This is a genomic window from Methanoculleus thermophilus (assembly GCF_001571405.1).
GTDB lineage: Archaea > Halobacteriota > Methanomicrobia > Methanomicrobiales > Methanoculleaceae > Methanoculleus > Methanoculleus thermophilus.
In genome coordinates this window covers 36,326-58,404 of the sequence record NZ_BCNX01000012.1, presented here as the reverse complement: position 1 = coordinate 58,404, position 22,079 = coordinate 36,326, and the positions used below count along the sequence as shown (strand labels likewise).

General features: G+C 57.9%; 22 protein-coding genes and 2 tRNA genes. 17 read left to right on the top strand and 7 right to left on the bottom strand.

What is annotated here, in order from left to right; translation table 11 throughout:
- Positions 1–6 precede the first annotated feature (6 nt).
- The 6 genes from MCUTH_RS10345 to MCUTH_RS10320 are packed head-to-tail and all read left to right on the top strand — an operon-like array spanning position 7 to position 6,377.
- Positions 7–1,062, top strand: a complete 1,056-nt coding sequence (locus MCUTH_RS10345) for a V-type ATP synthase subunit C (protein WP_066958713.1) — start codon at positions 7–9, stop codon at positions 1,060–1,062.
- 1 nt (position 1,063) lies between these two features.
- Positions 1,064–1,366: a V-type ATP synthase subunit F gene (locus MCUTH_RS10340; protein WP_066958711.1), complete on the top strand. Its 303-nt coding sequence runs from the start codon at positions 1,064–1,066 to the stop codon at positions 1,364–1,366.
- Positions 1,366–3,120 carry an ATP synthase subunit A gene (locus MCUTH_RS10335; RefSeq protein ID WP_066958709.1) on the top strand — a complete coding sequence of 585 codons (1,755 nt, stop codon included), beginning with the start codon at positions 1,366–1,368 and terminating at the stop codon, positions 3,118–3,120. Before MCUTH_RS10340 ends, MCUTH_RS10335 begins: the two co-directional genes overlap by 1 nt.
- Before the next feature lie 2 nt (positions 3,121–3,122).
- Positions 3,123–4,508: an ATP synthase subunit B gene (locus MCUTH_RS10330; RefSeq protein WP_066958707.1), complete on the top strand. Its 1,386-nt coding sequence runs from the start codon at positions 3,123–3,125 to the stop codon at positions 4,506–4,508.
- Between the two features lie 6 nt (positions 4,509–4,514).
- Positions 4,515–5,141, top strand: a complete 627-nt coding sequence (locus tag MCUTH_RS10325; RefSeq protein WP_066958705.1) for a V-type ATP synthase subunit D — start codon at positions 4,515–4,517, stop codon at positions 5,139–5,141.
- 21 nt (positions 5,142–5,162) lie between these two features.
- Entirely contained in the window at positions 5,163–6,377 is a 1,215-nt protein-coding gene (locus tag MCUTH_RS10320; protein WP_066958703.1) for a phosphoglycerate kinase, read from the top strand.
- Positions 6,378–6,930: 553 nt separating this feature from the next.
- Here the strand turns inward: MCUTH_RS10320 and MCUTH_RS10315 are convergent.
- From MCUTH_RS10315 to MCUTH_RS11450, 5 genes are all read right to left on the bottom strand, one after another.
- A complete protein-coding gene (locus tag MCUTH_RS10315) occupies positions 6,931–7,788 on the bottom strand; it encodes a damage-control phosphatase ARMT1 family protein (protein WP_066958701.1) in 858 nt (285 codons plus the stop codon).
- A gap of 42 nt (positions 7,789–7,830) precedes the next feature.
- Positions 7,831–7,904, bottom strand: a tRNA-Pro gene (locus MCUTH_RS10310).
- A 63-nt stretch (positions 7,905–7,967) separates the two neighbouring features.
- On the bottom strand, positions 7,968–8,171 hold the full coding sequence (locus tag MCUTH_RS10305) for a hypothetical protein (RefSeq protein ID WP_066958699.1): 204 nt from the start codon (positions 8,169–8,171) through the stop codon (positions 7,968–7,970).
- A 44-nt stretch (positions 8,172–8,215) separates the two neighbouring features.
- Entirely contained in the window at positions 8,216–8,350 is a 135-nt protein-coding gene (locus MCUTH_RS12085; RefSeq protein WP_269085044.1) for a hypothetical protein, read from the bottom strand.
- On the bottom strand, positions 8,329–8,652 hold the full coding sequence (locus MCUTH_RS11450) for a P-loop NTPase (RefSeq protein WP_224732828.1): 324 nt from the start codon (positions 8,650–8,652) through the stop codon (positions 8,329–8,331). Before MCUTH_RS11450 ends, MCUTH_RS12085 begins: the two co-directional genes overlap by 22 nt.
- 437 nt (positions 8,653–9,089) lie before the next feature.
- Here MCUTH_RS11450 and MCUTH_RS10300 point away from each other — a divergent pair, with 437 nt between their 5' ends.
- The gene (locus tag MCUTH_RS10300) at positions 9,090–9,449 is read left to right on the top strand and encodes a roadblock/LC7 domain-containing protein (protein ID WP_224732823.1); all 360 of its coding nucleotides are present in this window, start codon (positions 9,090–9,092) and stop codon (positions 9,447–9,449) included.
- On the top strand, positions 9,449–10,084 hold the full coding sequence (locus MCUTH_RS10295) for a response regulator (protein WP_066958696.1): 636 nt from the start codon (positions 9,449–9,451) through the stop codon (positions 10,082–10,084). The genes MCUTH_RS10300 and MCUTH_RS10295 overlap by 1 nt, the downstream gene beginning before the upstream one ends.
- 66 nt (positions 10,085–10,150) lie before the next feature.
- Here the strand turns inward: MCUTH_RS10295 and MCUTH_RS10290 are convergent, their stop codons facing one another.
- The gene (locus MCUTH_RS10290; RefSeq protein ID WP_066958694.1) at positions 10,151–10,582 is read right to left on the bottom strand and encodes a phosphate-starvation-inducible PsiE family protein; all 432 of its coding nucleotides are present in this window, start codon (positions 10,580–10,582) and stop codon (positions 10,151–10,153) included.
- Between the two features lie 191 nt (positions 10,583–10,773).
- Here MCUTH_RS10290 and MCUTH_RS10285 point away from each other — a divergent pair.
- The 9 genes from MCUTH_RS10285 to MCUTH_RS10245 all read left to right on the top strand — a co-directional run bounded on the left by MCUTH_RS10285 (position 10,774) and on the right by MCUTH_RS10245 (position 20,936).
- A tRNA-Lys gene (locus MCUTH_RS10285) sits at positions 10,774–10,847 on the top strand.
- Between the two features lie 78 nt (positions 10,848–10,925).
- Positions 10,926–11,177, top strand: coding sequence for a DNA-directed RNA polymerase subunit H (locus tag MCUTH_RS10280; RefSeq protein ID WP_066958693.1), 252 nt, complete (start codon positions 10,926–10,928; stop codon positions 11,175–11,177).
- A gap of 41 nt (positions 11,178–11,218) precedes the next feature.
- Positions 11,219–12,760 carry a DNA-directed RNA polymerase subunit B'' gene (locus MCUTH_RS10275; RefSeq protein ID WP_066958691.1) on the top strand — a complete coding sequence of 514 codons (1,542 nt, stop codon included), beginning with the start codon at positions 11,219–11,221 and terminating at the stop codon, positions 12,758–12,760.
- Complete coding sequence (rpoB, locus tag MCUTH_RS10270) at positions 12,757–14,571, top strand: DNA-directed RNA polymerase subunit B (protein WP_066958689.1); 1,815 nt, start codon at positions 12,757–12,759, stop codon at positions 14,569–14,571. Before MCUTH_RS10275 ends, rpoB begins: the two co-directional genes overlap by 4 nt.
- Before the next feature lie 21 nt (positions 14,572–14,592).
- Positions 14,593–17,241 carry a DNA-directed RNA polymerase subunit A' gene (locus MCUTH_RS10265; protein WP_066958688.1) on the top strand — a complete coding sequence of 883 codons (2,649 nt, stop codon included), beginning with the start codon at positions 14,593–14,595 and terminating at the stop codon, positions 17,239–17,241.
- A gap of 8 nt (positions 17,242–17,249) precedes the next feature.
- A complete protein-coding gene (gene rpoA2, locus MCUTH_RS10260) occupies positions 17,250–18,410 on the top strand; it encodes a DNA-directed RNA polymerase subunit A'' (protein ID WP_394326388.1) in 1,161 nt (386 codons plus the stop codon).
- 11 nt (positions 18,411–18,421) lie between these two features.
- Complete coding sequence (locus MCUTH_RS10255) at positions 18,422–18,709, top strand: 50S ribosomal protein L30e (protein WP_066958684.1); 288 nt, start codon at positions 18,422–18,424, stop codon at positions 18,707–18,709.
- A 3-nt stretch (positions 18,710–18,712) separates the two neighbouring features.
- Positions 18,713–19,162 carry a NusA-like transcription termination signal-binding factor gene (locus tag MCUTH_RS10250; protein ID WP_066958682.1) on the top strand — a complete coding sequence of 150 codons (450 nt, stop codon included), beginning with the start codon at positions 18,713–18,715 and terminating at the stop codon, positions 19,160–19,162.
- 226 nt (positions 19,163–19,388) lie between these two features.
- Positions 19,389–20,936, top strand: a complete 1,548-nt coding sequence (locus MCUTH_RS10245) for an atrophin-1 family protein (protein ID WP_150468744.1) — start codon at positions 19,389–19,391, stop codon at positions 20,934–20,936.
- A 43-nt stretch (positions 20,937–20,979) separates the two neighbouring features.
- Here the strand turns inward: MCUTH_RS10245 and MCUTH_RS10240 are convergent, their stop codons facing one another.
- Positions 20,980–22,011, bottom strand: coding sequence for a DUF1786 domain-containing protein (locus MCUTH_RS10240; RefSeq protein WP_066958678.1), 1,032 nt, complete (start codon positions 22,009–22,011; stop codon positions 20,980–20,982).
- Positions 22,012–22,079 lie beyond the last annotated feature (68 nt).

Below are 22,079 nucleotides of genomic sequence, written 5' to 3'. Positions count from 1 at the left end.
TCGTATATGGCAGGGGTAAGTAGCGGATCAGCCCAGTACATCTACGCCTGCACCCGCCTGCGGGTGCGCAAATCACTGCTGATACCGCGCGAGGACTATCTCCGCATGCTGAATATGAGCCTGCCTGAGATCACCCGGTTCATCGGCGAGACCAACTACCGGTCCGAGATCGATGAACTCGGCACCTCCTTCTCCGGTATCAACCTCGTCGAGGTGGCGCTCAGCTGGAACCTCGCCAAGGAGTATCAGAGCATCCTGGAGCTCGTGCCGGGGGACCTGAAGCATTTCACTGCCAGCTATCTGCGCCGCTGGGACATCCAGAACGTTGTCACCATCCTGCGCGGCAAGATGCAGGGGATGGCGCCGGGCAAGATCAAGGAGGTCCTGGTCCCGGCCGGCAGGCTGGACAAAGTCGCTCTCGACCGCCTTCTCGCTGAGGACTCGCCGGAACGGGTTGTCGAGGCGCTCAAGCATGAGCGGTTCTACCCGATTCTCGAGCGCGAACTCCCTCGTGCGATGGAGTCCGGATCGTTCGCCCACGCGGAGAACGAACTCTACAAGAACTACTATGCACGGCTCATTACAGACGCAAAAGGGAGAGTCAAGGGTGGAGATATCTTCCTCAAGTACATTCAACTCGAGATCGATATCCGGAACATCCAGAACCTCTTCCGTCTGAGGGCCGGACGTATCCACGAGGATATCAAGGAACTGATGATCCCCGGTGGCTCGTTCTCGGTGGATGAACTGCAGCGGCTCTCAACGATTGAGGACCGAGAAGAGTTCATCGACGCTTTAAAGAGGCAGGTCTGGATGGTCCCGCTCTTAAACACGCTTGAGGAGATTCGGGGCAAGGAGGCAATTCACGAGGTCGAGGTTGCGCTGACCCGCGTCCAGCTCGAGCAGATGGAGCGGATGTCGAAGCGCTATCCGTTCTCGATTCTTCCGATCCTGGTCTACCTTGAGGAGAAGAAGCATGAAGTCGCGAACCTTCGTGCCCTTGCCCGGGGCAAGGAGGCTGGCCTTCCCGGTGAACGATTGCAGGGATACCTGGTGATGTAGAATGGAGATCGCAGTTGTCGGTACCGACGAATTTATCCTCGGTTTCAGGCTCGCGGGTGTCAGAAAGACCTATGTGGCTGAGACCGACGAACGGCTGATCGAACACATCAACCGGGTTTTAGAGGACAAGGACGTCGGCATTCTCGTGCTGAAGGGCAGTGACATGGAGCGGATCCCCCTGCGACTTCGCACCACTCTCGAGAACTCCGTTAAGCCGACGGTGATTGCCATCGGTGGAGAAGAGGGCGGCCTGTCAATGAGAGAGAGAATCAAGAGATCGGTGGGTGTTGATCTGTGGAAGTAATGAAGAAGAATACTGAGAAGAGGACTCAAGGAGTCCTAAAACGGATTTCAGGGCCGGTCGTCACTGCTGTCGGTCTCGACGCACACATGTACGACGTGGTGAAGGTCGGCAATGAAGAGCTGATGGGGGAGGTCATCAAGATCCAGGGTGAGAACGTCATCATCCAGGTCTACGAAGATACCGACGGCATTAGGCCCGGTGAGCCGGTGGTAAATACCGGTCTCCCACTTGCAGTGGAGCTCGGGCCCGGTCTGTTGACCAGTATCTACGACGGGATCCAGCGGCCGCTCGAGGTGCTCATGGACAAGATGGGCAGTTTCATCAAGCGCGGCGTATCGGCTCCCGGCCTCTCCCACGAGAAGAAGTGGGAGTTTGTACCCACGGTGAAAGCGGGCGACGTCGTCGGCCCCGGAGATATCCTCGGCACGGTCCAGGAGACGAACATCGTTCATAAGATCATGGTCCCCCCAAACCTGAAGGGCGGCAAGATCAAGAAGATCTCGGGTGGCAGTTTCACGATCGACGAGACCATCTGCGTCCTTGAAGACGGCACCGAGATCACGATGCTCCAGCGCTGGCCGGTTCGTGTGCCTCGTCCGGTGAAGGAGAAGTTGAACCCGGATGTCCCGCTGATCACCGGTCAGCGGATCCTGGATGGTCTCTTCCCCATCGCGAAGGGCGGAACGGCGGCCATCCCCGGACCATTCGGGAGCGGTAAGACGGTCACCCAGCAGCAGCTCGCAAAGTGGTCCGATGCAGAGATCGTCGTTTATATCGGTTGCGGCGAGCGCGGCAACGAGATGACCGAGGTTCTGACGGAGTTCCCGGAGCTCGAGGACCCGAAGACCGGCAGGCCGCTGATGGAGCGGACGGTGCTGATCGCAAACACCTCGAACATGCCGGTCGCGGCCCGTGAAGCGTCCGTATACACCGGTATCACGATTGCCGAGTACTTCCGTGACATGGGCTACGACGTCTCGCTGATGGCCGACTCCACCTCGCGGTGGGCTGAGGCGATGCGTGAGATCTCGAGCCGTCTTGAGGAGATGCCCGGTGAGGAAGGGTATCCTGCATACCTCTCGGCACGCCTCTCGGAGTTCTATGAGCGTGCGGGTCGCGCCATCTCCTTGAACGGAGCATCCGGTTCCGTATCGGTCATTGGTGCGGTATCGCCGCCCGGTGGTGACTTCTCCGAGCCGGTCACCCAGAACACCCTGCGTATCGTCAAGGTCTTCTGGGCACTGGATGCGAAGCTCTCCCAGCGCCGGCACTTCCCCGCCATCAACTGGCTGAACTCCTACTCGCTCTACCTCGACTCGCTTGGCGAGTGGTACGACAAAGAGGTCTCGCCCGAGTGGAACACGCTCCGGTCGTGGGCGATGGGTGTCCTCCAGAAGGAGGCTGAACTCCAGGAGATTGTCCAGCTGGTCGGTTCCGACGCTCTCCCTGACGAGGAGCAGATCACCATCGAGGTGGCGAGGATGATCCGTGAGATCTTCCTGCAGCAGAACGCTTACGACGCGGTGGACACGTTCTGCCCGATGTCCAAGCAGTACGACATGATGAAGGCGATCAAGCACTACGCCGACCTCGCGCGGACTGCCCAGGCAGGCGGAGCGACTCCGCAGCAGATCGTCGGCGCAAGAAGCAAGAACGAGCTTCCGCAGATCAAGTTCATCAAGGACTATGAGCCGGTGCTCGAGAAGATCTTGAAAGACATGGATGCTGAATTCGAAGCGATGAGGGCGGCGTGACCATGAAGGAATACAGAACGGTTGCACAGATTGCCGGCCCCCTGGTCTTCGTTGAGAAGACCGAGCCGGTGGGTTACAACGAACTCGTCAACATCGTGACCGCGGACGGCACAATCAAGCGCGGCCAGGTGCTGGACACGAGCGACGAGATCGTGGTTGTCCAGGTCTTCGAGAGCACAGCAGGTATCGGTAGAGACTCTGGAATTCGCTTCCTTGGCGAGACGATCAAGATGCCGGTGGGCAGAGACATGCTCGGGCGTATCCTCTCCGGCGGCGGCAAGCCGATCGACGGCGGCCCGGAGATCGTGCCTGAAAAGCGGCTCGATATCACCGGTGCGGCCATCAACCCCTACGCTCGGGCCTCGCCTGCGGATTTCATCCAGACAGGTATCTCGACGATCGACGGGACGAACACTCTCGTCCGTGGTCAGAAACTCCCGATCTTCTCGGCATCTGGTCTGCCCCACAACGATGTGGCACTCCAGATCGCACGGCAGGCGAAGGTGCCCGGCTCGACGGAAGAGTTCGCCGTGGTCTTTGCGGCCATGGGTATCACCCGGGAAGAGGCCAACTACTTCATGGCCGACTTCGAGAAGACCGGCGCTCTCGAGCGTTCGGTCGTCTTCTTAAACCTCGCCGACGACCCGGCCGTCGAGCGGACGATCACGCCGCGTCTCGCACTCACGACCGCTGAGTACCTGGCGTTCGACCTCGGCTACCACGTGCTCGTCATCCTGACGGATATGACCAACTACTGCGAGGCGCTCCGTCAGATCGGCGCGGCCCGTGAAGAAGTGCCCGGTCGGCGTGGCTACCCGGGATACATGTACACGGACCTTGCAAGCATCTACGAGCGTGCTGGTATCATCAAGGGTCTCAAGGGCTCGGTGACGCAGATCCCGATCCTGACGATGCCCGGTGACGATATCACCCACCCGATCCCGGATCTCACCGGTTACATCACCGAAGGCCAGATCGTGGTCAACCGTGAGCTGCACCGGAAGGGTATCTACCCGCCGATCAACGTGCTGCCGTCTCTCTCCCGTCTGATGAACCTCGGTATCGGGAAGGGGCACACCCGCGAGGACCACAAGAAGGTCTCCGACCAGCTCTACGCGGCGTATGCAGAGGGTAACGATCTCCGGGGCCTTGTCGCCATCGTCGGGAAAGACGCGCTCTCGGAGCGCGACCGGATGTTCCTTGAGTTCGCGGACCTCTTTGAGGACCGGTTCGTCAGGCAGGGCCTCTACGAAGACCGGTCGATCGAGGAGACGCTCGACCTCGGCTGGGAACTCCTTGCGACGCTGCCCGAAGAACAGCTCGTGCGTATCGACCGCGAGTTGATCCAGAAGTATCACCCGAAGTACCGGAAGAAGGCACAGGGGTAAGGTTCCATGGCGCTGCGAGATATCAAGCCGACCCGGTCTGAGCTGATCAACGTCAAGCGGCGGATCAAGCTCTCGGAGCGCGGCTATAACATCTTAAAGATGAAGCGCGATGGGCTGATCCTGGAGTTCTTCAAGGTGCTGCAGCAGGCGAAAGACAGCCGCGGCACACTGATGAAACGCTATGAGCGTGCAATGGAGATGATTGCCCTCGCCGAGACGGTCGAGGGCGCTATCGGGGTCAAGGCCGCCGCCTTTTCGACGGCCGATGTCCCCGCCATCTCTTTAAAGAGCAAGAACATCATGGGCGTCGTCGTCCCTGAGATCCAGGCGTCATCGGTGCGAAAGAGCGTGCTCGATCGCGGCTACGGAATGCTCGGCACCTCTTCCGTCATTGACGAGACCGCAGAGGCGTTTGAGGACCTGCTCGAGGCCATCATCGAGGCTGCTGAGATCGAGACGACCATGAAGCGGCTCCTCGACGAGATCGAGAGCACCAAGCGGCGCGTGAATGCGCTCGAGTTTAAGGTGATCCCCGAGCTCAACGAGGCCAAGAACTTCATCAAGATGCGACTTGATGAGATGGAACGTGAGGAGCTCTTCCGCCTGAAAAAGATTAAGGCACGGAGTGCCTGATCAGGGTAGGGGTGATACCCGGTGGAGATCGGTACGCTTGAAGACGCTGGGAATCTGACGGGGACGGTGATGTTGCGGGTTGACTTCAACTCGCCCATCGATCCCTCGTCAAACCAGATCCTGGACGATAAGCGGTTCCGGGAGCACCTGCCGACGGTGCGGGCACTTGAGGATGCGCGGCTTGTCATCCTCACCCACCAGAGCAGGCCCGGCAAGAAGGACTACACGACGCTCGAGGCGCATGCGGCGAGACTGGAGCGGCTGCTCGGCCGCCCGGTGACGTACGTCGAGGATATCTTCGGGCGTTGTGCTCGGGAGGCCATCAGGGACGCAAAGCGCGGGGACGTCCTGATGCTCGAGAACCTCCGGTTTGCTGCCGAGGAGAACCTGACGTTAAAACCTGAAGAGGCGAAGAAGACCCTCCTCGTCCGGAGGCTGGCGTCGATGGCGGATATGTACGTCAACGATGCCTTCGGCACGGCGCACCGGTCTCAACCTTCGATTGTGGGGCTCCCTCTTGCGCTCCCATCGGTGGCCGGTCTCCTGATGGAGAAGGAGGTCACAAACCTCTCTCGGGTCTTTACCGATGCCCCGCGTCCAATCACCTTCGTCCTCGGTGGAACCAAGGTGGATGACTCGATCGCGGTCGCAAAGAATGTCCTCGAGAGGGGGACGGCCGATAAGGTGATCGTGGTCGGCGTAGTCGCAAATGTCTTCCTGCTTGCGGCGGGTTATGACATCGGACAGCCGTCGGCCCAGCTGATCGATCAACTCGGCTACCGGGGCGAAGTTGATAAGGCAAAAGCCCTGCTTGACTCCTACCGGGATCGATTCTCTTTGCCGCACTCGGTCGCCGTCCGAAAGGATGGTGAGCGGGTGGAATATCCGGTGGATGGGATTCCCAGGGATGCTCAGGTTCTCGATATCGGCACTGAATCGATCGCCCTCCTCTCGCAGGAGATCACCAGTTCCGGAACGGTCGTTGTCAACGGCCCGGCCGGTCTCTTTGAGGAGGAGCAGTTTGCCATCGGCACCTTCGAACTCTTGAAGGCCGCTTCCACTGTTGAGTTTTCGGTAGCCGGCGGCGGGCACTCCGGTGTGGCCATCGAACGGCTCGGTATCGAGGATCAGTTCACCCACATCTCCACCGGTGGAGGCGCAGCAATTGAGTTCCTGACCGGGAAGAAGATGCCTGCGATTGAGGCGCTGGAGATGTCGAAAAAGATCTTCGGATGATGGATGCGGCACCCTCGCCGCGCCTCTCCCCGTTTTTCCGAAAATACCATATGGTCGGCAGCGTGTAGTTTTCACGTTTTTGCGCATCGCCTCTTCTTGACTCTCTACGTTCCTCTCCGCAAGGCCGCTATAACTGCTTGGCAATCACGGGACCTGGCGATTTTAAAAAAGTGAGGTGGGGTCAAGCCTCATGATATGAGGTGGGGAGCCACACCCCGGGTGCATGGTCTGGGTAATCTCTCTTGTGGTCGCTGAATACTGGTGAAGGGGGCCGTCAATCCGGCTTTCCCCGGACCGGTGTACTGGTGGTGGGTTGTGGTAGATGTGGTGATTGCTGATTGTGAGTGCTTGACTGATGATCGCTGGGTGTGGTCTTACCCCGATTCAGTATCTATAATGCCTATTATATATTTATTTTCACTAAATATATCTGCATATATATCTAATTATATGCTAGATGGCGTCTGGATAAACCTCTTTAGGGCCAATAGACTGTGCATTCCGGGGATAATCTGGGCAGTATCCTCTTAAGCCCAATTGCATCCATTGCGGATCATTCGCGGAGGAGGGCTACCCGCGAGCCAACCGGAATGCCGATATCCGTCGCGATCACATCGCACTTGACCGACATCAGGTAGGCCACGGGCGGGAGATCGCGCTCGAGAGAGAGCGACTCGTAGTTTGCCATCCCCTTCGCTATGATGAGCGTCGCGCGATCCAGAGCATCGAGGAGGTCCGGCGGCGCGAGGTCCCGGTTGAGGCCCAGCTCGGCGATGCCGTCGGTGGTGGGGGTGAGCAGGTCCACGCAGCGGTCGATCCCGAAGGTCATTGCATCCTCAATCGTTGCATCATTCAAGATCGGCGCGCCCCGGACAGCAAATGTGACGTGCGATCCCCTCCTCTTGAGATAGTCTGCAAGGAGCGCGTCAAAGGCGATCTCCCCGCAGTTGTCGGCCAGGTAGACTACGCGGGAGGTGAGGGGTTCTATTGCATCGGTATCATCAACGGTCAGCCCGGCCGCAAACTCCCGACGGAAGAACTCAACAAAGTTATCAGTGACGGTGTGAGCCTGTGAACCATAGTCCAGCGTGTTCCCGATGACCGATGCGAGCACAAGATCATGAAATGTCGTAAGATCGTCGCGCACCGCCCGGGAGACTGCCTGTGCGTCCTCATTGTTGGCTCTTTTCAGGGCTCGGTAGGGATCAGCGTCGCCAAGCATCTGATAGGCAAGGCGGTGCACCCGGCTCGCGATGACGGGCGCGGGCACCGGGTCGGCAGCGATGCGCTGGAGTAGGTCCCGGCATGCTCGGACGATCTTCTGGATGCGCTCTGGATTGTCGGTGCAGAGCCTGCTCTCATACTCGACACGGGAGAGCAGACACCCTATGCAATCCGAATGAAACCTCATGTTGCAGAATGGTTTGATCTGTTGATCGAAAAAATGGTGTAATGGGGCCACTGCGATTTGAACGCAGGTCAGAAGACCCCCAGTCTCCTAGGATGGCCAGGCTACCCTATGGCCCCTCCCTTATACTATGTGCACGAATCACACATATATCTTCGCTTTGGGATAGGGGACGGAGGGCTTCATCCACGTATTCTCTTGTACTGTTCAACACTCCGTGTCAGTTGTTCCAGTTCGCTGCCGGTGATCTCCATCCTGCCTCTCAGTTCACTGACCTCGTTTAAGAGCTGCTGGATGCGCACGTACATCACATACATAATGAACAGCAGGCAGATGATGATCACTGAGAGCAGAACGATCATAATTGCGTTGATGTCGGCCATCATCGTCCTCTCCTGAATTATGTTCGAGCAAGTCGTTCGATAAACCCTTACTGAACCTTCTTTGGTTCTTCTTCAACAGGGAGACCTGCAAGTTCCCCTGCAACTCTTTGGAACGCTTTCGATGATCCGGATCCTGGATACTTCACGGCAATGGGCGTCCTTACGGTTGCTGCCTTTTGCACGCTTCATCCTCAAGCCGCCGGGGTCTGCGTTCTGGAACCCCTGAAGTGAGAGTCCGCTCGACACGATCTCTGGGCCATATGGCCCTTGTGTATCGGATCCTGAGTTGCAGCCTCTCCTGCCAGAACCTCATGGAGGGTGATCGAGGTCTCTTCGAGTCCCAACACCAATCCCGGCTGGCTATATCTGTATCGATGAGACACGCCTCTCTGCCATATCGAGCCAGTACTGCTCCTAGATTTGTGGGAACAGTCGTTCTCCCGGCTCCCCCTCTCCCGGAAGCGATGGTGCAGGCCCTGATCATCTGAAGCTGTCTCAAGGATAGATCGTAGTGCTTTAATTTAAAGTTATTTATTTTGTTTCTCTTATCCATAAGCGCTAATTGGATTTTTACGTGGTATCATTCATAATGCTGGGCATTCCGACGAATCTCTTTCGGGAGAGACGCATCATGGGCGGCTGCCTGGGCTGTCCCTCAGGAGATGCCCTGGCTTTATATGCATTGGGTGACTCCTATCCCGGCGACCGTAGGTGTGATAGGATCATGCAGGGCATGGAGGGAGGCGCTCCTGTGCAATCCATCCCATACCACCATCTGCAGAGCGAATCGAGTATTAATAACAACTAAAACCACGATATGGGTCAGCCCCGGGCGGTAAAAATTCGATATTCATATAAGACACTATGCAGATACCTGCATGAAGACATCCTGGAGTTAATTATATGAGTCGTCATTCCTCCATGGAAGAGAGAGCTCAGAGATACACCGATGAGATCCGATCCGTCATTGGTGTCGTCGCATGCGCCCTTGTATCCTGCGAGGGTATAGTTATGAGCAAGTACTTCCGGGAAGACGGCGTCTCATCGCCTCTCTTCGCAGCAATGAGCGCGACGGTTCTTGCATCGGCCGAGGGGGCTTGCAACAGTCTTCATGTGCAGTCACCGTCCATGGTCACCATCACTGCACCCGACACAACAATTCTCATCATGAGTGCGGGAGAGGATGCTCTTATAACAGTGGTCATAGACAAGTCTGCCGATCTCCCAACCGTGCAGGAGCGATTGAGAGAGATTGCAATCAGGATCGGAGAGGAGGTGTGATGTATACAATACTGATCGTCGATGATAGTCCCATGATCGTCGACGTCTTTGTCACCATGCTGGAACGTGGCGGATATCAGCCAATCACCGCCTTTAGCGGGATGGAGTGTCTGGAGATTCTGAAGACAACGACGCCAGATCTTGTTCTTCTCGACATTATGATGGAGCCGATGGATGGATGGGAGACACTTGAGAAGATCAAGGCAGATCCAGCGACGCGCGAGATCCCTGTTCTGATGCTGACTGCAAAGCCCCTCACGCCGGAGGAGGCCAATACGTATGGTGCCTATATCGAGGACTACATCCTCAAGCCCACCACGCACCACCAGCTCTATGAAGCAATAGAGCATGTGCTGGCGCGGCAACACTCTATTGCTGCCGACATCGCGAGAGCGCGCGAAGCCGGTGTGGACCAGCGGATCATCGACGAGTATGAACGTCTCTCAAAGAGCGTCGATATCAACAAACGCCTCTTAAAGATCTTGGAGACGACCTACAGCATAAAAGATGTCCAGGCCGGGATGGGCGAGAATATTACAAGGGCCATTAAGAGTATGGCAATGAGCATCAAACTCCAGGAAGAGCGCCTGAATCAGGTTAGGGATCAGTTTGCAGAGGTTTTTGAAGCGCGTTGATCAACTCCGTTCCAACTTCCCCCTGAATGATGCCCGGCGCACCTCCTCTGGACTTTCCGTTCTCTCCTAGTAACTATCGGCTCTCTCCTGTCTTCCTATATAGACAATAGCGATTGTCAAGACGAGGATTGCTACAAGCGTCATCCCGAAATCAAGGGGTTCGACATGCTCGACGCCGAAGGTCAATACCCGCCGCACCATTGCTGTGAGGCCTGCGATCAGGATCGGCGTCACCTGGACTCTGTTGGTCCTGAAGTACGACGTCACCGTCTCCAGAATCTCTACAATGATGATGGTCAGGAGGAGTGCGTGCAGAACCCGAAGAACGCCCTGCGTCAGGTCTTCCGCATGAATGAGCGCGGCTACCTGCAGGGCAACGTCATAGAATGAGACGAGTGCGAGCAGGGAGAGCGAGACCGCAATGAGCAGATATACAATCTGTGTGAGGCCGGATATGAGCGATATGGCTGTATCTGTATTCTTTTTGGCTGGGCTCATGCGGACACCTGAAATAGGTGAGGTATATTATGAAAAGAGGCATGTTGTAAGCATTAAGCATTCCGAAGTGTCCGTACGGTCTGACTGATTGAAAGATTTATATCGTTGGAGTGCGAATTATATGATACGTCCAAAAGCAAAGTATTTATACTATTCTCGCATTGTAATAATGCTGGATGGCAGTACAAGCGGGGCCTATAGCTCAGTTAGGTAGAGCGCCTGGCTTTTAACCAGGTGGTCGGGGGTTCAAATCCCCTTGGGCCCGTTGCCATGGGCGATGTCTATGGGTTTTAGCAAGGTGATCAATCTGATACACAACTCTTTCATCAGTGAGGTGTAGGTGATGGGCACTCCACTTGATGTACTCAAACACGAGATGGTTCCTGACCATCAGATTATGAGCGAAGAAGAGGTCGCGGACCTTCTTGCGACATACAATATCACTCTGGAACAACTACCAAAAATCTACCATGACGATCCTGCAGTCAAGGCTATTGGGGGCGAAGTCGGGAATGTAGTCCGGATCATTCGCGACAGCCGTACGGCGGGCAGAGCTGAGGCATACCGCCTCGTTGTGAAGAGACCGAAGAAATAACTCGAAGGTCGGAGCTGATCCATCTGTTAGACAGAAGTGTTTTGTCGAGAGCATACTTTTCGCGAGAGCACGTAGCACGTCACCAGTTAGATTCTTACAATAACTTCCTCCTGCACAACCTCCAGAAAGTCGTCGATGAGCAGCGCATCATCGAGACGGACATTGAGACCCGTAGTAAAGGCAAAGAGGCCGTTTGGGTTGAATTGGGCAAGATCGAGGTGCTGAAACCCCGGGTCCGCGAGGCAGACGGGTCGCAGTCCGAGCTCTTCCCCAGTGAAGCGCGCCTCCGTAACCTCACGTATGCAGCGCCGATCCAGCTTGAGATGACGCTTGTCCAGGGTGAAGAAGCACAGGAGCCGGTCATCACCACCATCGGGCAGCTGCCGGTGATGGTGAGATCGGCTGCCTGCAACCTCTACAACATGGGTGATGCCGAGCGGGTTGAGCATGGCGAGGATCCTCTCGATCCCGGTGGCTACTTCATTGTCAACGGCACTGAGCGGGTGCTGATGACCCTTGAAGATCTTGCCTCAAACAAGATCATGACCGAGTTCACCGAGCGCTACAATGAGCGCATTTATGTGGCAAAGGTCTTCTCACAGTTCCGGGGCTATCGGGCGCTCGTTATCGTTGAGCGGAACAGAAAGAACCTGCTTGAAGTTTCGTTCCCCTCGGTCGCGGGACATCTTCGTTTCGTCGACCTGATGCGTGCGCTGGGGCTCCAGGGCGACCACGACATCGTGGAGGCGGTCTCGACCGACGAAGAGATTCTCACCTACATGATGCAGAACCTGGAAGAGAGCGAATGCGACACGGTCGAAGAGGGTGTCATGTACGTCGGGAAGAAACTCGCGCCCAACCAGACCCGCGACTATCAGCGAAAGCGTGCGGAGTTCGTCCTTGATAACTACCTCCTGCCGCACTTAAACTACCTGATGCCGGTGAACCTGAAGGAGGGCGATCCCGGGTATCAGTCGGCAGTTGAGAGTGTCCGGCTCGCAAAGGCGCACTTCCTCGGCCGTATGGCTGAAGCCTGCTTTGACCTGGTGCTTGACCGGCGCCGGATCGACGACAAGGACCACTACTCGAACAAGAGGCTGAAACTCGCCGGAGACCTGATGGAGGACCTCTTCCGGATCTCGCTCAACCGTTTGACGCGGGATATCAAGTATCAACTCGAGCGGGCCAGCATGCGCCACCGGGACCTCTCAATCGCTACCGCAGTGCGTGCGGATGTCCTGACCGAGCGGCTGCTCCACCCGCTTGCTACCGGAAACTGGGTCGGCGGGCGTACCGGTGTCTCACAGCTCCTGGATCGTGTCGACCATATGGCGGTGCTCTCACACCTTCGGCGTGTGATCTCCCCGCTCTCTCGCTCGCAGCCCCATTTCGAGGCGCGTGATCTGCACCCAACCCAGTGGGGCCGGATCTGTCCGAGTGAGACTCCTGAGGGTCCGAACTGTGGACTGGTGAAGAACTTCGCCCAGATGGTCGAGATCAGCAAGGGCGTCATCGACGAAGAGGAAGTGAAGAATATTCTGTATGACATGGGTGTCATCGCCCTCCGGAGGGAGACAGCATGAGGCAGTCACGGGTCTTTGTCGACGGTGCCCTGATCGGGCTTGTGGATGACCCCCAGGATCTGGTTAATCGTATACGCGAGATGCGCCGGCGCGGTGAGATCTCAAACGAGATCAACATCTCCTACAAAGCATTCAACAACGATGTCATCGTTCACACCGACCGCGGAAGGGCGCGCCGCCCCCTGATTGTGGTCAAGGACGGCGTCCCGCAGGTGAGTGCAGAGGATATCGAACGCGTCAGGAACGGCGAGTTGACGTTTGACGACCTGGTGCGGAAGGGTGCGATCGAGTTCATCGATGCCGAAGAGGAAGAAGACCTCTTCATAGCCATCAACGAGGAGGAGATTACCCCCGAGCACACGCATCTTGAGATCGACCCTTCGCTCATCCTGGGCATCTGTGCGGCACATGTTCCGTTCCCGGAGCATAACGCCGGTCCCCGTGTCACCATGGGTGCCGGGATGATCAAGCAGGCGCTCGGGTTTGGCGCATCGAACATGAAGCTCCGACCCGATACCAGGGGTCACATGCTTCACTACGTCCAAAAGCCGCTCACCTATACTCAGACCTCCGATGTGATCGGCTCCGACGATCGGCCTGCAGGCCAGAACTTCGTTGTTGCCATCATCTCGTATGAAGGGTTCAACATTGAAGATGCTCTGATCATCAACAAAGCCTCGATCGATCGCGGTCTTGGGCGCTCACACTTCTTCCGGACCTATGAAGGCGAAGAGCGGCGCTATCCCGGCGGCCAGGTGGACCGGATCGAGATCCCGGACGAGGAGGTCTCCGGGGCGCACGGTGCCGAGTACTACGCGAACCTGGACGTTGACGGCATCATCAACCCCGAGACCATCGTCCGCGAGAAGGACGTGCTGATCGGGAAGACTTCCCCGCCGCGTTTCCTTGAGGAGCCTACAAGCGAGCTCATTGCCGTTGAGAAGCGGCGCGATACGTCGGTCACGATGCGGAGCAACGAGCACGGCATTGTGGATACGGTCATCATCACCGAGGGCGAGAACTCCTCGCGCCTCGTGAAGGTCCGGACCCGTGACCTCCGGGTTCCGGAGGTCGGAGACAAGTTCGCGTCCCGGCATGGGCAGAAGGGTGTTATTGGACTCATCCAGCCTGCAGAGGATATGCCGTTCACCGAGTCGGGCATGACCCCCGATCTCATCATCAACCCGCATGCAGTTCCGAGCCGTATGACCATCGGGCATATGCTCGAGATGCTGGCCGGTAAAGTCGGATCCCTTGAGGGGCGCAGGATCGATGCGACTGCGTTCCGCGGCGAGCGTGAGACGGAGCTCCGAAACTCGCTCAAAAAACTTGGATTTGCGCACAATGGCCGTGAGGTCATGTATGATGGCGTCACCGGCCGTCAGTTTGAGGCCGACATCTACGTAGGTGTCATCTACTACCAGAAACTCTACCACATGGTCTCGAGCAAGATGCATGCGCGGTCTCGCGGCCCGGTGCAGGTGCTCACCCGCCAGCCGACCGAAGGGCGTGCTCGCGAGGGAGGTCTCCGGTTCGGTGAGATGGAGCGGGACGTGATGATCGGCCACGGTGCGGCCATGGCTTTGAAAGAGCGCCTGCTCGACGAGTCGGACAAGGTGACTCAGTGGGTCTGCGCGAAGTGTGGTATGATAGCGATGCTTGACCGGAAGAGAAAGGTAACGCGGTGCCTTGCTTGCGGCAGCGAGACTGACATTTACCCTGTCGAGATGAGTTATGCCTTCAAGCTCCTCCTGGACGAGATGAAGAGCATGGGCATCGCTCCCCGCTTAAGACTCGACGATATGGTGTAAGAGAGGGGGCGAAATCAGACTATGGCCAGTCCAAAACGTGTTGGAAGGATCGAGTTCGGGCTTCTCTCCCCGAAAGAGATCCGCAAGATGAGTGTTCGAAAGATCATCTGGGCGGACACCTACGACGATGACGGGTTCCCCTATCCGCAGGGTCTGATGGATCTGAGTCTCGGTGTCATCGACCCGGGCCTCCGGTGCAAGACCTGCGACCAGAAAGCAGCGGATTGTCCGGGCCATTTCGGACACATCGAGCTCGCAAAACCCGTCATTCACGTTGGGTACACCCGGCTGATCAGGAAACTCCTCCGGGTGACGTGCAGGTCATGCTCCCGGCTGCTGATGACGGCTGAAGAGGTCGAGAAAGTCATCGGTCCGGAGGACGATCTCGGCGGCGATGTCGTCTCCGAAAAAGACATCAAGAAGGAGCGAGTCTGCCCCCACTGTGGGGAGCAGCAGCTCAAGATCAACTTCGAGAAACCCACCACCTTCTCCGAGGTCTATCTTGATGAAGATGGCCGGAAGGTCGAGCACAAGTTGACCCCTGCCGATATCCGGGCGCGCCTTGAGAAGATCCCGGACGAGGACCTGCGGGTTCTCGGGATCAACCCGGATGTCGCGCGGCCGGAGTGGACGATCCTCACCGTTCTTCCGGTCCCGCCGGTCACCATGCGCCCCTCGATCATCCTCGAGAACGGACAGCGCTCTGAGGATGACCTGACTCACAAACTCGTGGATATCATCAGGATCAACCAGCGGTTCAAGGAGAACCAGGATGCCGGTGCACCCCAGCTCATCATCGAGGACCTCTGGGAACTTCTGCAGTACCACGTCACCACCTATCTCGACAACGAGGTCGCGGGGTGCCCGCCTGCCCGGCACCGGAGCGGCCGGCCGCTTAAGACCCTCTCGCAGCGGCTCAAAGGAAAAGAAGGACGATTCCGTGGCTCACTCTCCGGTAAACGTGTCAACTTCTCCGCACGTACTGTCATCTCCCCGGATCCGAACCTCTCGATCGGCGAGGTTGGGATACCGCTTGCCATCGCAAAAGAGATGACCATCCCGGTTCGCGTGACCCCGTTCAATCTCGAGGAGATGAAGCAGTACGTCCTGAATGGGCCCGAGCGCGCGACCATCAGGTCCCCCTGCGGTGCGAATTACGCCATCCGGCCGGACAACCGCAGAATGCGCCTCTCTGAGGCGAACCTTGAGACGGTTGCGGAGATGCTTGAGCCGGGCTGGACCGTGGAGCGGCAATTAAAAGACGGCGATATCGTCCTCTTCAACCGGCAGCCGTCTCTGCACCGGATGAGCATCATGGCCCACCGTGTTGTAGTGATGGACGGAAAGACCTTCAGGCTGAACCCGGCTGTCTGTCCACCCTACAACGCCGACTTTGATGGTGACGAGATGAACCTGCACGTCCCGCAGACCGAGGAAGCGCGGGCGGAAGCCGAGATTCTCGTCTCGGTGCAGGCAAACATCCTCTCTCCAAGGACCGGCGGCCCGATCATCGGCGGTATCCACGACCACATCTCCGGTATGTTCATCCTGACGCACACGGTCCGCTACTTTACGAAGGCGGAGACGCTCTATCTCACCCAGCATCTCTCCATCGACCACCTGCCCAAACCGGAGAAACTGGATGAGGACGGGAACCCCCTCTGGACCAACAAGCAGATCTTCTCGCTCCTCCTCCCGAAGGACTTGAACATGCTCTTCCGTGCCTCGTCGTGCCAGAACTGCGAGACCTGTAAGCGCGAGATGTGCGAGAACGATGCGTATGTCCGGATCGTCGACGGGAACCTGGTCTCCGGGACCATCGATAAGAAAGCGATCGGTGCGTTTGACGGCCAGATCCTGCACCGGATCATCCGGCAGCACGGTCTGAAACGCGCTGCCCAGTTCATCGACGACGTAACCAAACTCTCCATCCGGGGTATCATGCTCAAGGGCTTCTCGTTCGGCATCGATGATGAAGACCTGACGAAGACTGAGTACGGCCAGATCGATGAGGTGCTCAAAGGGGCCATCAACGATGTCGAGCGCCGGATCAAGATCTTCAACGAGGGTCAGCTCGAGCCGATGCCGGGCCGGACACTTGAGGAGACGCTTGAGATGCAGATCATGCAGGTGCTCGGCAAGGCCCGTGACCGCACTGGTGAGATTGCCGGGCGGCACCTTGGTATGGACAACAGCGCCGTGGTGATGGCGGTCTCCGGTGCCCGTGGGTCGATGCTGAACCTGACGCAGATGGCCGGGTGTCTCGGGCAGCAGTCGGTTCGTGGCGAGCGGATCATGCGTGGATATGAGGACCGGACCCTCCCGCACTTCCGGAGGAACGATCTCGGTGCGGAGGCGCACGGGTTCATCACCAACAGTTATAAGAGCGGTCTTTCGCCCACCGAGTTCTTCTTCCACGCTATCGGTGGTCGTGAAGGTCTTGTGGACACGGCGGTCAGGACGTCGCAGAGCGGTTACCTGCAGCGGCGGATGATCAACGCACTCCAGGACCTCAAGGTGGCGTATGACGGCACTGTCCGGACGACAGGAGGTCGGATCATCCAGTTCTGCTACGGTGAGGACGGAACCGACCCCGGAAGGAGCAGTTATGGTGCTCCTGTGGACGTGAAGGGTATCGTGGAGAGTGTCTTGAAGGAGGAGGTCAAGTGAACAGTGAGATGGAGCAGCGGATCGACAGCCTCGATCTGCCTTACCGGACCCGGGAAGACCTGAAGGCGAGTCTCGCGGATAAGGATATCACCAATGAACAGTTCGAGAAGATCCTTGAGATGGTCTTTTCGGAGTACGAGAAGACCAGGATCGAGCCCTGCGAGGCGGTTGGGATTGTGGCGGCGCAGTCGATCGGGGAGCCCGGTACCCAGATGACGATGCGAACCTTCCACTACGCGGGTGTGGCCGAGATCAACGTTACCCTCGGTCTTCCCCGTCTCATCGAGATCCTGGATGCGCGCCGGGAGCCGAGCACCCCCACCATGGCGATCTACCTGCTGGACGACTGGGCGTTCAACCGTGACCGCGCTCGTGAGGTGAGCTGGCAGATCGAGGCCGCGCCGCTCCACGAGTTCGGGGATATCACCATCGATATGGAGAACATGCAGGTTCTTGTCATGCTGAACAAGGAGGTCTGCGATCGGCGTAAGATCACGGTGGAGGAGATCATCGAGACGGCGCCGAGGAAGATCCGGGAGAAGCGGCATTTCCGTGACTTCGAGGTGGAAGGGGATCCTAAACGGGCCTCAATTGTCTTCACCCCGAAGAACCAGGAGAGTTACCAGAACCTCTTCCAGCTTGCAGAGCATGTCAGGAACGTCATTGTTCAGGGCATCGATGATATCGAGCGGGTGGTCGTCAGAAAAGAGGGTGGAGAGTATATCCTTTATACTGAAGGCTCTAACCTAAAAGATGTCTTCGAAGTCGAGGGAGTCGATACCTCCCGCACCCGGAGCAACAACATCAGCGAGATCGCTGATGTGCTTGGTATCGAGGCAGGCAGGAACGCGATCATTCAGGAGGCCTTGAGTACCCTGAACGAACAGGGTATCGGCGTTGATGTCCGCCATATCATGCTCGTCGCAGATATGATGTGCATGGATGGCGAGGTCAAGCAGATCGGCCGGCACGGCATTGCCGGTGAGAAGGAGAGTGTCCTCTCCCGGGCTGCATTCGAGGTAACGGTCAACCATCTGCTGGATGCGGCAATCGCAAACGAGGTCGACGAATTGAACGGCGTCACCGAGAACGTGATCGTGGGCCAGCCGATTCAGCTCGGCACCGGTGATGTAAAACTTATTGCAAAACCAATCAACCTGAAAATCTAGGAGAACCATACATGGACTTTAATGCTTCACTCCGTAAAGCCGTGAAGACTGGTGTTGTATTCCTCGGTCAGAACAAGACCCGGGAATCCATTGAGGAAGGCAAGGCAAAACTTGTTGTGGTGGCTGCGAACAGCCCCGAATCAGTCAAAAATCTCGTGAAAGAAACCGATATCCCTGTCTATGTCTACGAGGGATCGAGTGTCCAGCTCGGGAAAGCCTGCGGTATGCCCTACGTCGTTAGTGCGCTTGCTGTTATCGAGCCTGGCGAGTCTGATATCCTGAACGCCGTGAGAGTGTAAACAATGCCACAGGTCGTGCTGACTGAGGAGTGCATGCGCCTCATCTCCCAGTTCGAAAGCCTCACCGGCGCAGGCAGCCGCGATTGCGTCATTGACAACCGCAACGAACGCATCATCTTCGTGATTAATCCCGGCGACATGGGGCTTGCCATCGGCAAGAGCGGTTCGAGCATCAAGAAGGCATCCGAGGTAATGGGCAAGAGGATCGAGGTTGTGGAGTACTCCGCAGACCCGGCCCAGTTCATTCGGAACTGTTTCCTCCCTGCCCAGGTCACCGGCATCGACTTCGACACCAACGAGGAAGACCAGCAGGTCGCCCATGTCGAGGTGCGGGAAGAGGATCGCGGGCTTGCCATCGGCAAAGCAGGGAAGAATATCTTCAAGGCAAAGATTCTTGCACAGCGTCAGCATGACATCGCCGATGTCCAGCTGGTGCAGAACGAGACTGCCTGAACTTCCTCTCTTCTTTTTCCTCAATTACCTAACTCTTCCCTTATCTCCCGGACCGGCTCTATCCGGGAGGCTTTCAAGCACCCCTCTTCGGAAGTTATTTATATCGTTATGCGTTCCATGAGATTCCCATGAAGGGGGGATCTGGGCGAGTGAAGGAGCCCTCAATCTTTTGGAACAGACTGACGGAGGTTGTGCATAGTTCTTCGGAATTCTGGAGGTGGCACCGGTGAGGCTCCATCTTGCACTCTTATTCCTGGTGCTCTCTTTAGGTCTTCTTCTTCCCGTATCCGCCCTCCCGGATCCCATAAACAGCACCGAAGGTTTATCGGAGGACGTTGAGGAGAAGTTGGTTCTCCAGGACGCATCCTCAGATCCGGTAGTGGTCGCACCAAAGAATGGGGACCAGAAAGCTGTGATAAGAAAGGACCCGCTCTCCATGATACATGGGGAGGCCACGCCGGAGCAGACCGCATCCCCTCCCGATAAAGCACTGGCGACAACGGAACCGGCACCGGGAACGACGGCCATACCCGCCCCGACTGCAGCGCTCACTCGTGAATCGACCTCAGACCAATTCCCTCTCACGAATGGTTCCGGTGACGACGAGACAGAAGAACCGGCGCTGAGGCTCATGTCCACCGAGGAGGCGAGACTCACGCCGTCCTCGAACACAACCCCCCCGGCGTCTACCGCCACGGTGACCGCCACCGCCGATGAGCCCGGTGATGAGGATGAATCCGGCGACGAGGTGGCTGAGGCGACTCCGCCACCGGTACCGACCCTGCAGAAGTATGCGCCCCCGAGACCGAGCGCGACGATGGCGAAGGCGCATCAATCCCATGGCCGGCCGCTGCCTCAAGGTGATCACCAGATCGTCACATCCGCATCGCCACTTAAACTCAATGGGAGCAGTACGAACGAGACAGAGACGCCCCCATCCCTCGCCATGCCGCATGAAGGCCTGATCATCAGGGGTGTCGGGGTTATCCTCGACCGGACCCCGGAGGATGTCCCCCTCACCCGGAGAGGGGTGCAGATCGCGAGTCTTGACTGGTTGCTCGACCCGGGCATGACCCTTGGCGGCCGACACCCACGGGCAGTCTTTGAGGGAGAGACGTTCACCGTCACCGTGACGGTCGAGGCGCGAAACCTCTCGGCCATCAAGGAGGGGGAAGGTTACGTTGTCCTGGTGCCGCCACCGGTAGAGACCGGGGTCTACGAGATTACGAGGATACGTGAGCCCGCCAGTCTCCAGGATGGGGAGCGCGGTGTTTGGGAGTTCTCGGTCACCACCCGGACAGGGAGGCTTGCGCTTGCAAACCTCACGCTCCCAGAGGAGCGGTTGATCACCGACCTGACGCGGTACCCGGATCTCTTTGCCTTCCGGGCATACTCCTTTGCCGGCGATCAGAGACTGCTCTCATCCGGCGTCTCCGACCCGGTGCTCTCCATCAGGCCAGATGGGGATATCGGTGCGGCGGAGGAGCGATCGCTCCCTGCGATCTACGCACTTGCAGGTCTTACCAATTCAACCCTCCACCCCTCTGAGACGATACCGGAGGCATGGGCGCGAGGTCTTGACCACGATACGATCGTCGTCGGGGCGGTCGGGCACCTGGATCATATCAAGAACCTGGGAAAGGAGGAGGTAACGGCCATCTATACTGAAGAAGAGATGACCGGGCCCGAGGGGCAGGCGCAAGTCGGGTCCTCGTCGTCCCCATTCGAGATGTTTGCGGAGTTCTTCCGTACCTTGCTCGGGTGGGTTGGGTGAGTTCTTCTCCGGGATGTGTCATCCAGAGATCCCCGAACCCATGTTATTCTTCTCTGAACTCCTTCCAGAGCCGTGCGAGCCCAAAGCACCCTGAAAGCATCATATCCCCGAAGGGCGCTGCCTGGTATGCCTCCGGGAGCAGCCGGAGCCGGTTGGGCCCCGTGACGGCTATGGCCCTGGTTGAGAGCGGTTTACGGATCGCCGCCCCGTGGCCGCCGTCATCGAAGACCTCCTCTGAGGTCAGCGTACCGTCGGCGAGCCGTCGGATATAGTGCTGCAGCTTCTCGGGGTCGAGCGAGCCGGTGTGGTGCTCAAAGACCCCGTAGATCTCCCGCCCTTTCAGAGTGAAGCAGAGGGTGTGCCCGTTCCCGGCGTTGACGAGGATAACCCCGGCATCCGCCATGCGCCGCACTTGCGGGTCACAGAGCGCTCCGATAATGGCGACCGGCCCGGTATCGGTGACGAGCGCACGAGGTGCCTGCCGCCGGATCGCCTGCATCCTGGTCATGTCGGCGAGCGGTGGGTCGGAAACGAGTGAGAAGATGTCCCAGTCCCCGGCATCGAGCTGCTGACGCATCAGTTCGAACCGATGGATACGGTTGCTGCGGTGGGGAGAGTAGCCGTGGTCCTGGACCGCGACAGCGATATTCTCGGGGTAGTCGATGCCAAAGAGGGAGAACGTCTCTCGAAGTTCGGGCTCCATGTAGTCGGTGGCATGGATGGTCACTGCATCCGCCGGAGGAGAGGTCCTGATCTCGACTCCAAGCGCCCGCACCCGCTCCGGGTCGTCGTGGATGGTCGCAGCGGCATCGGGAGTAGCGTAGACGGGGAGCCCCGCTGCCAGGTGTTCTCGTATCGCACCCGTGTTCGCGCCGCCGCCCATCAGGAACCCGTTCAGGAAGACCGGGCGCCGCGCTTGCGTCACCTGCCGGATCTTCTCTGCCACCACCACATTCGGGGACGGGAGGACCAGTTTGATGCTGTTCTCGATCGGCCGGCCGGGCTCGTAGACCAGGATGTCCTGGGTGCCTCTGCCGACGTCGATTGCAAGAAGCGGATCTATCAGATCGATCATTGATTCCCTCACGTGCCGCTACAGCCCTACGGCAGGCAGCCACTAACAGGGTTTCGGTGTATGGTCAG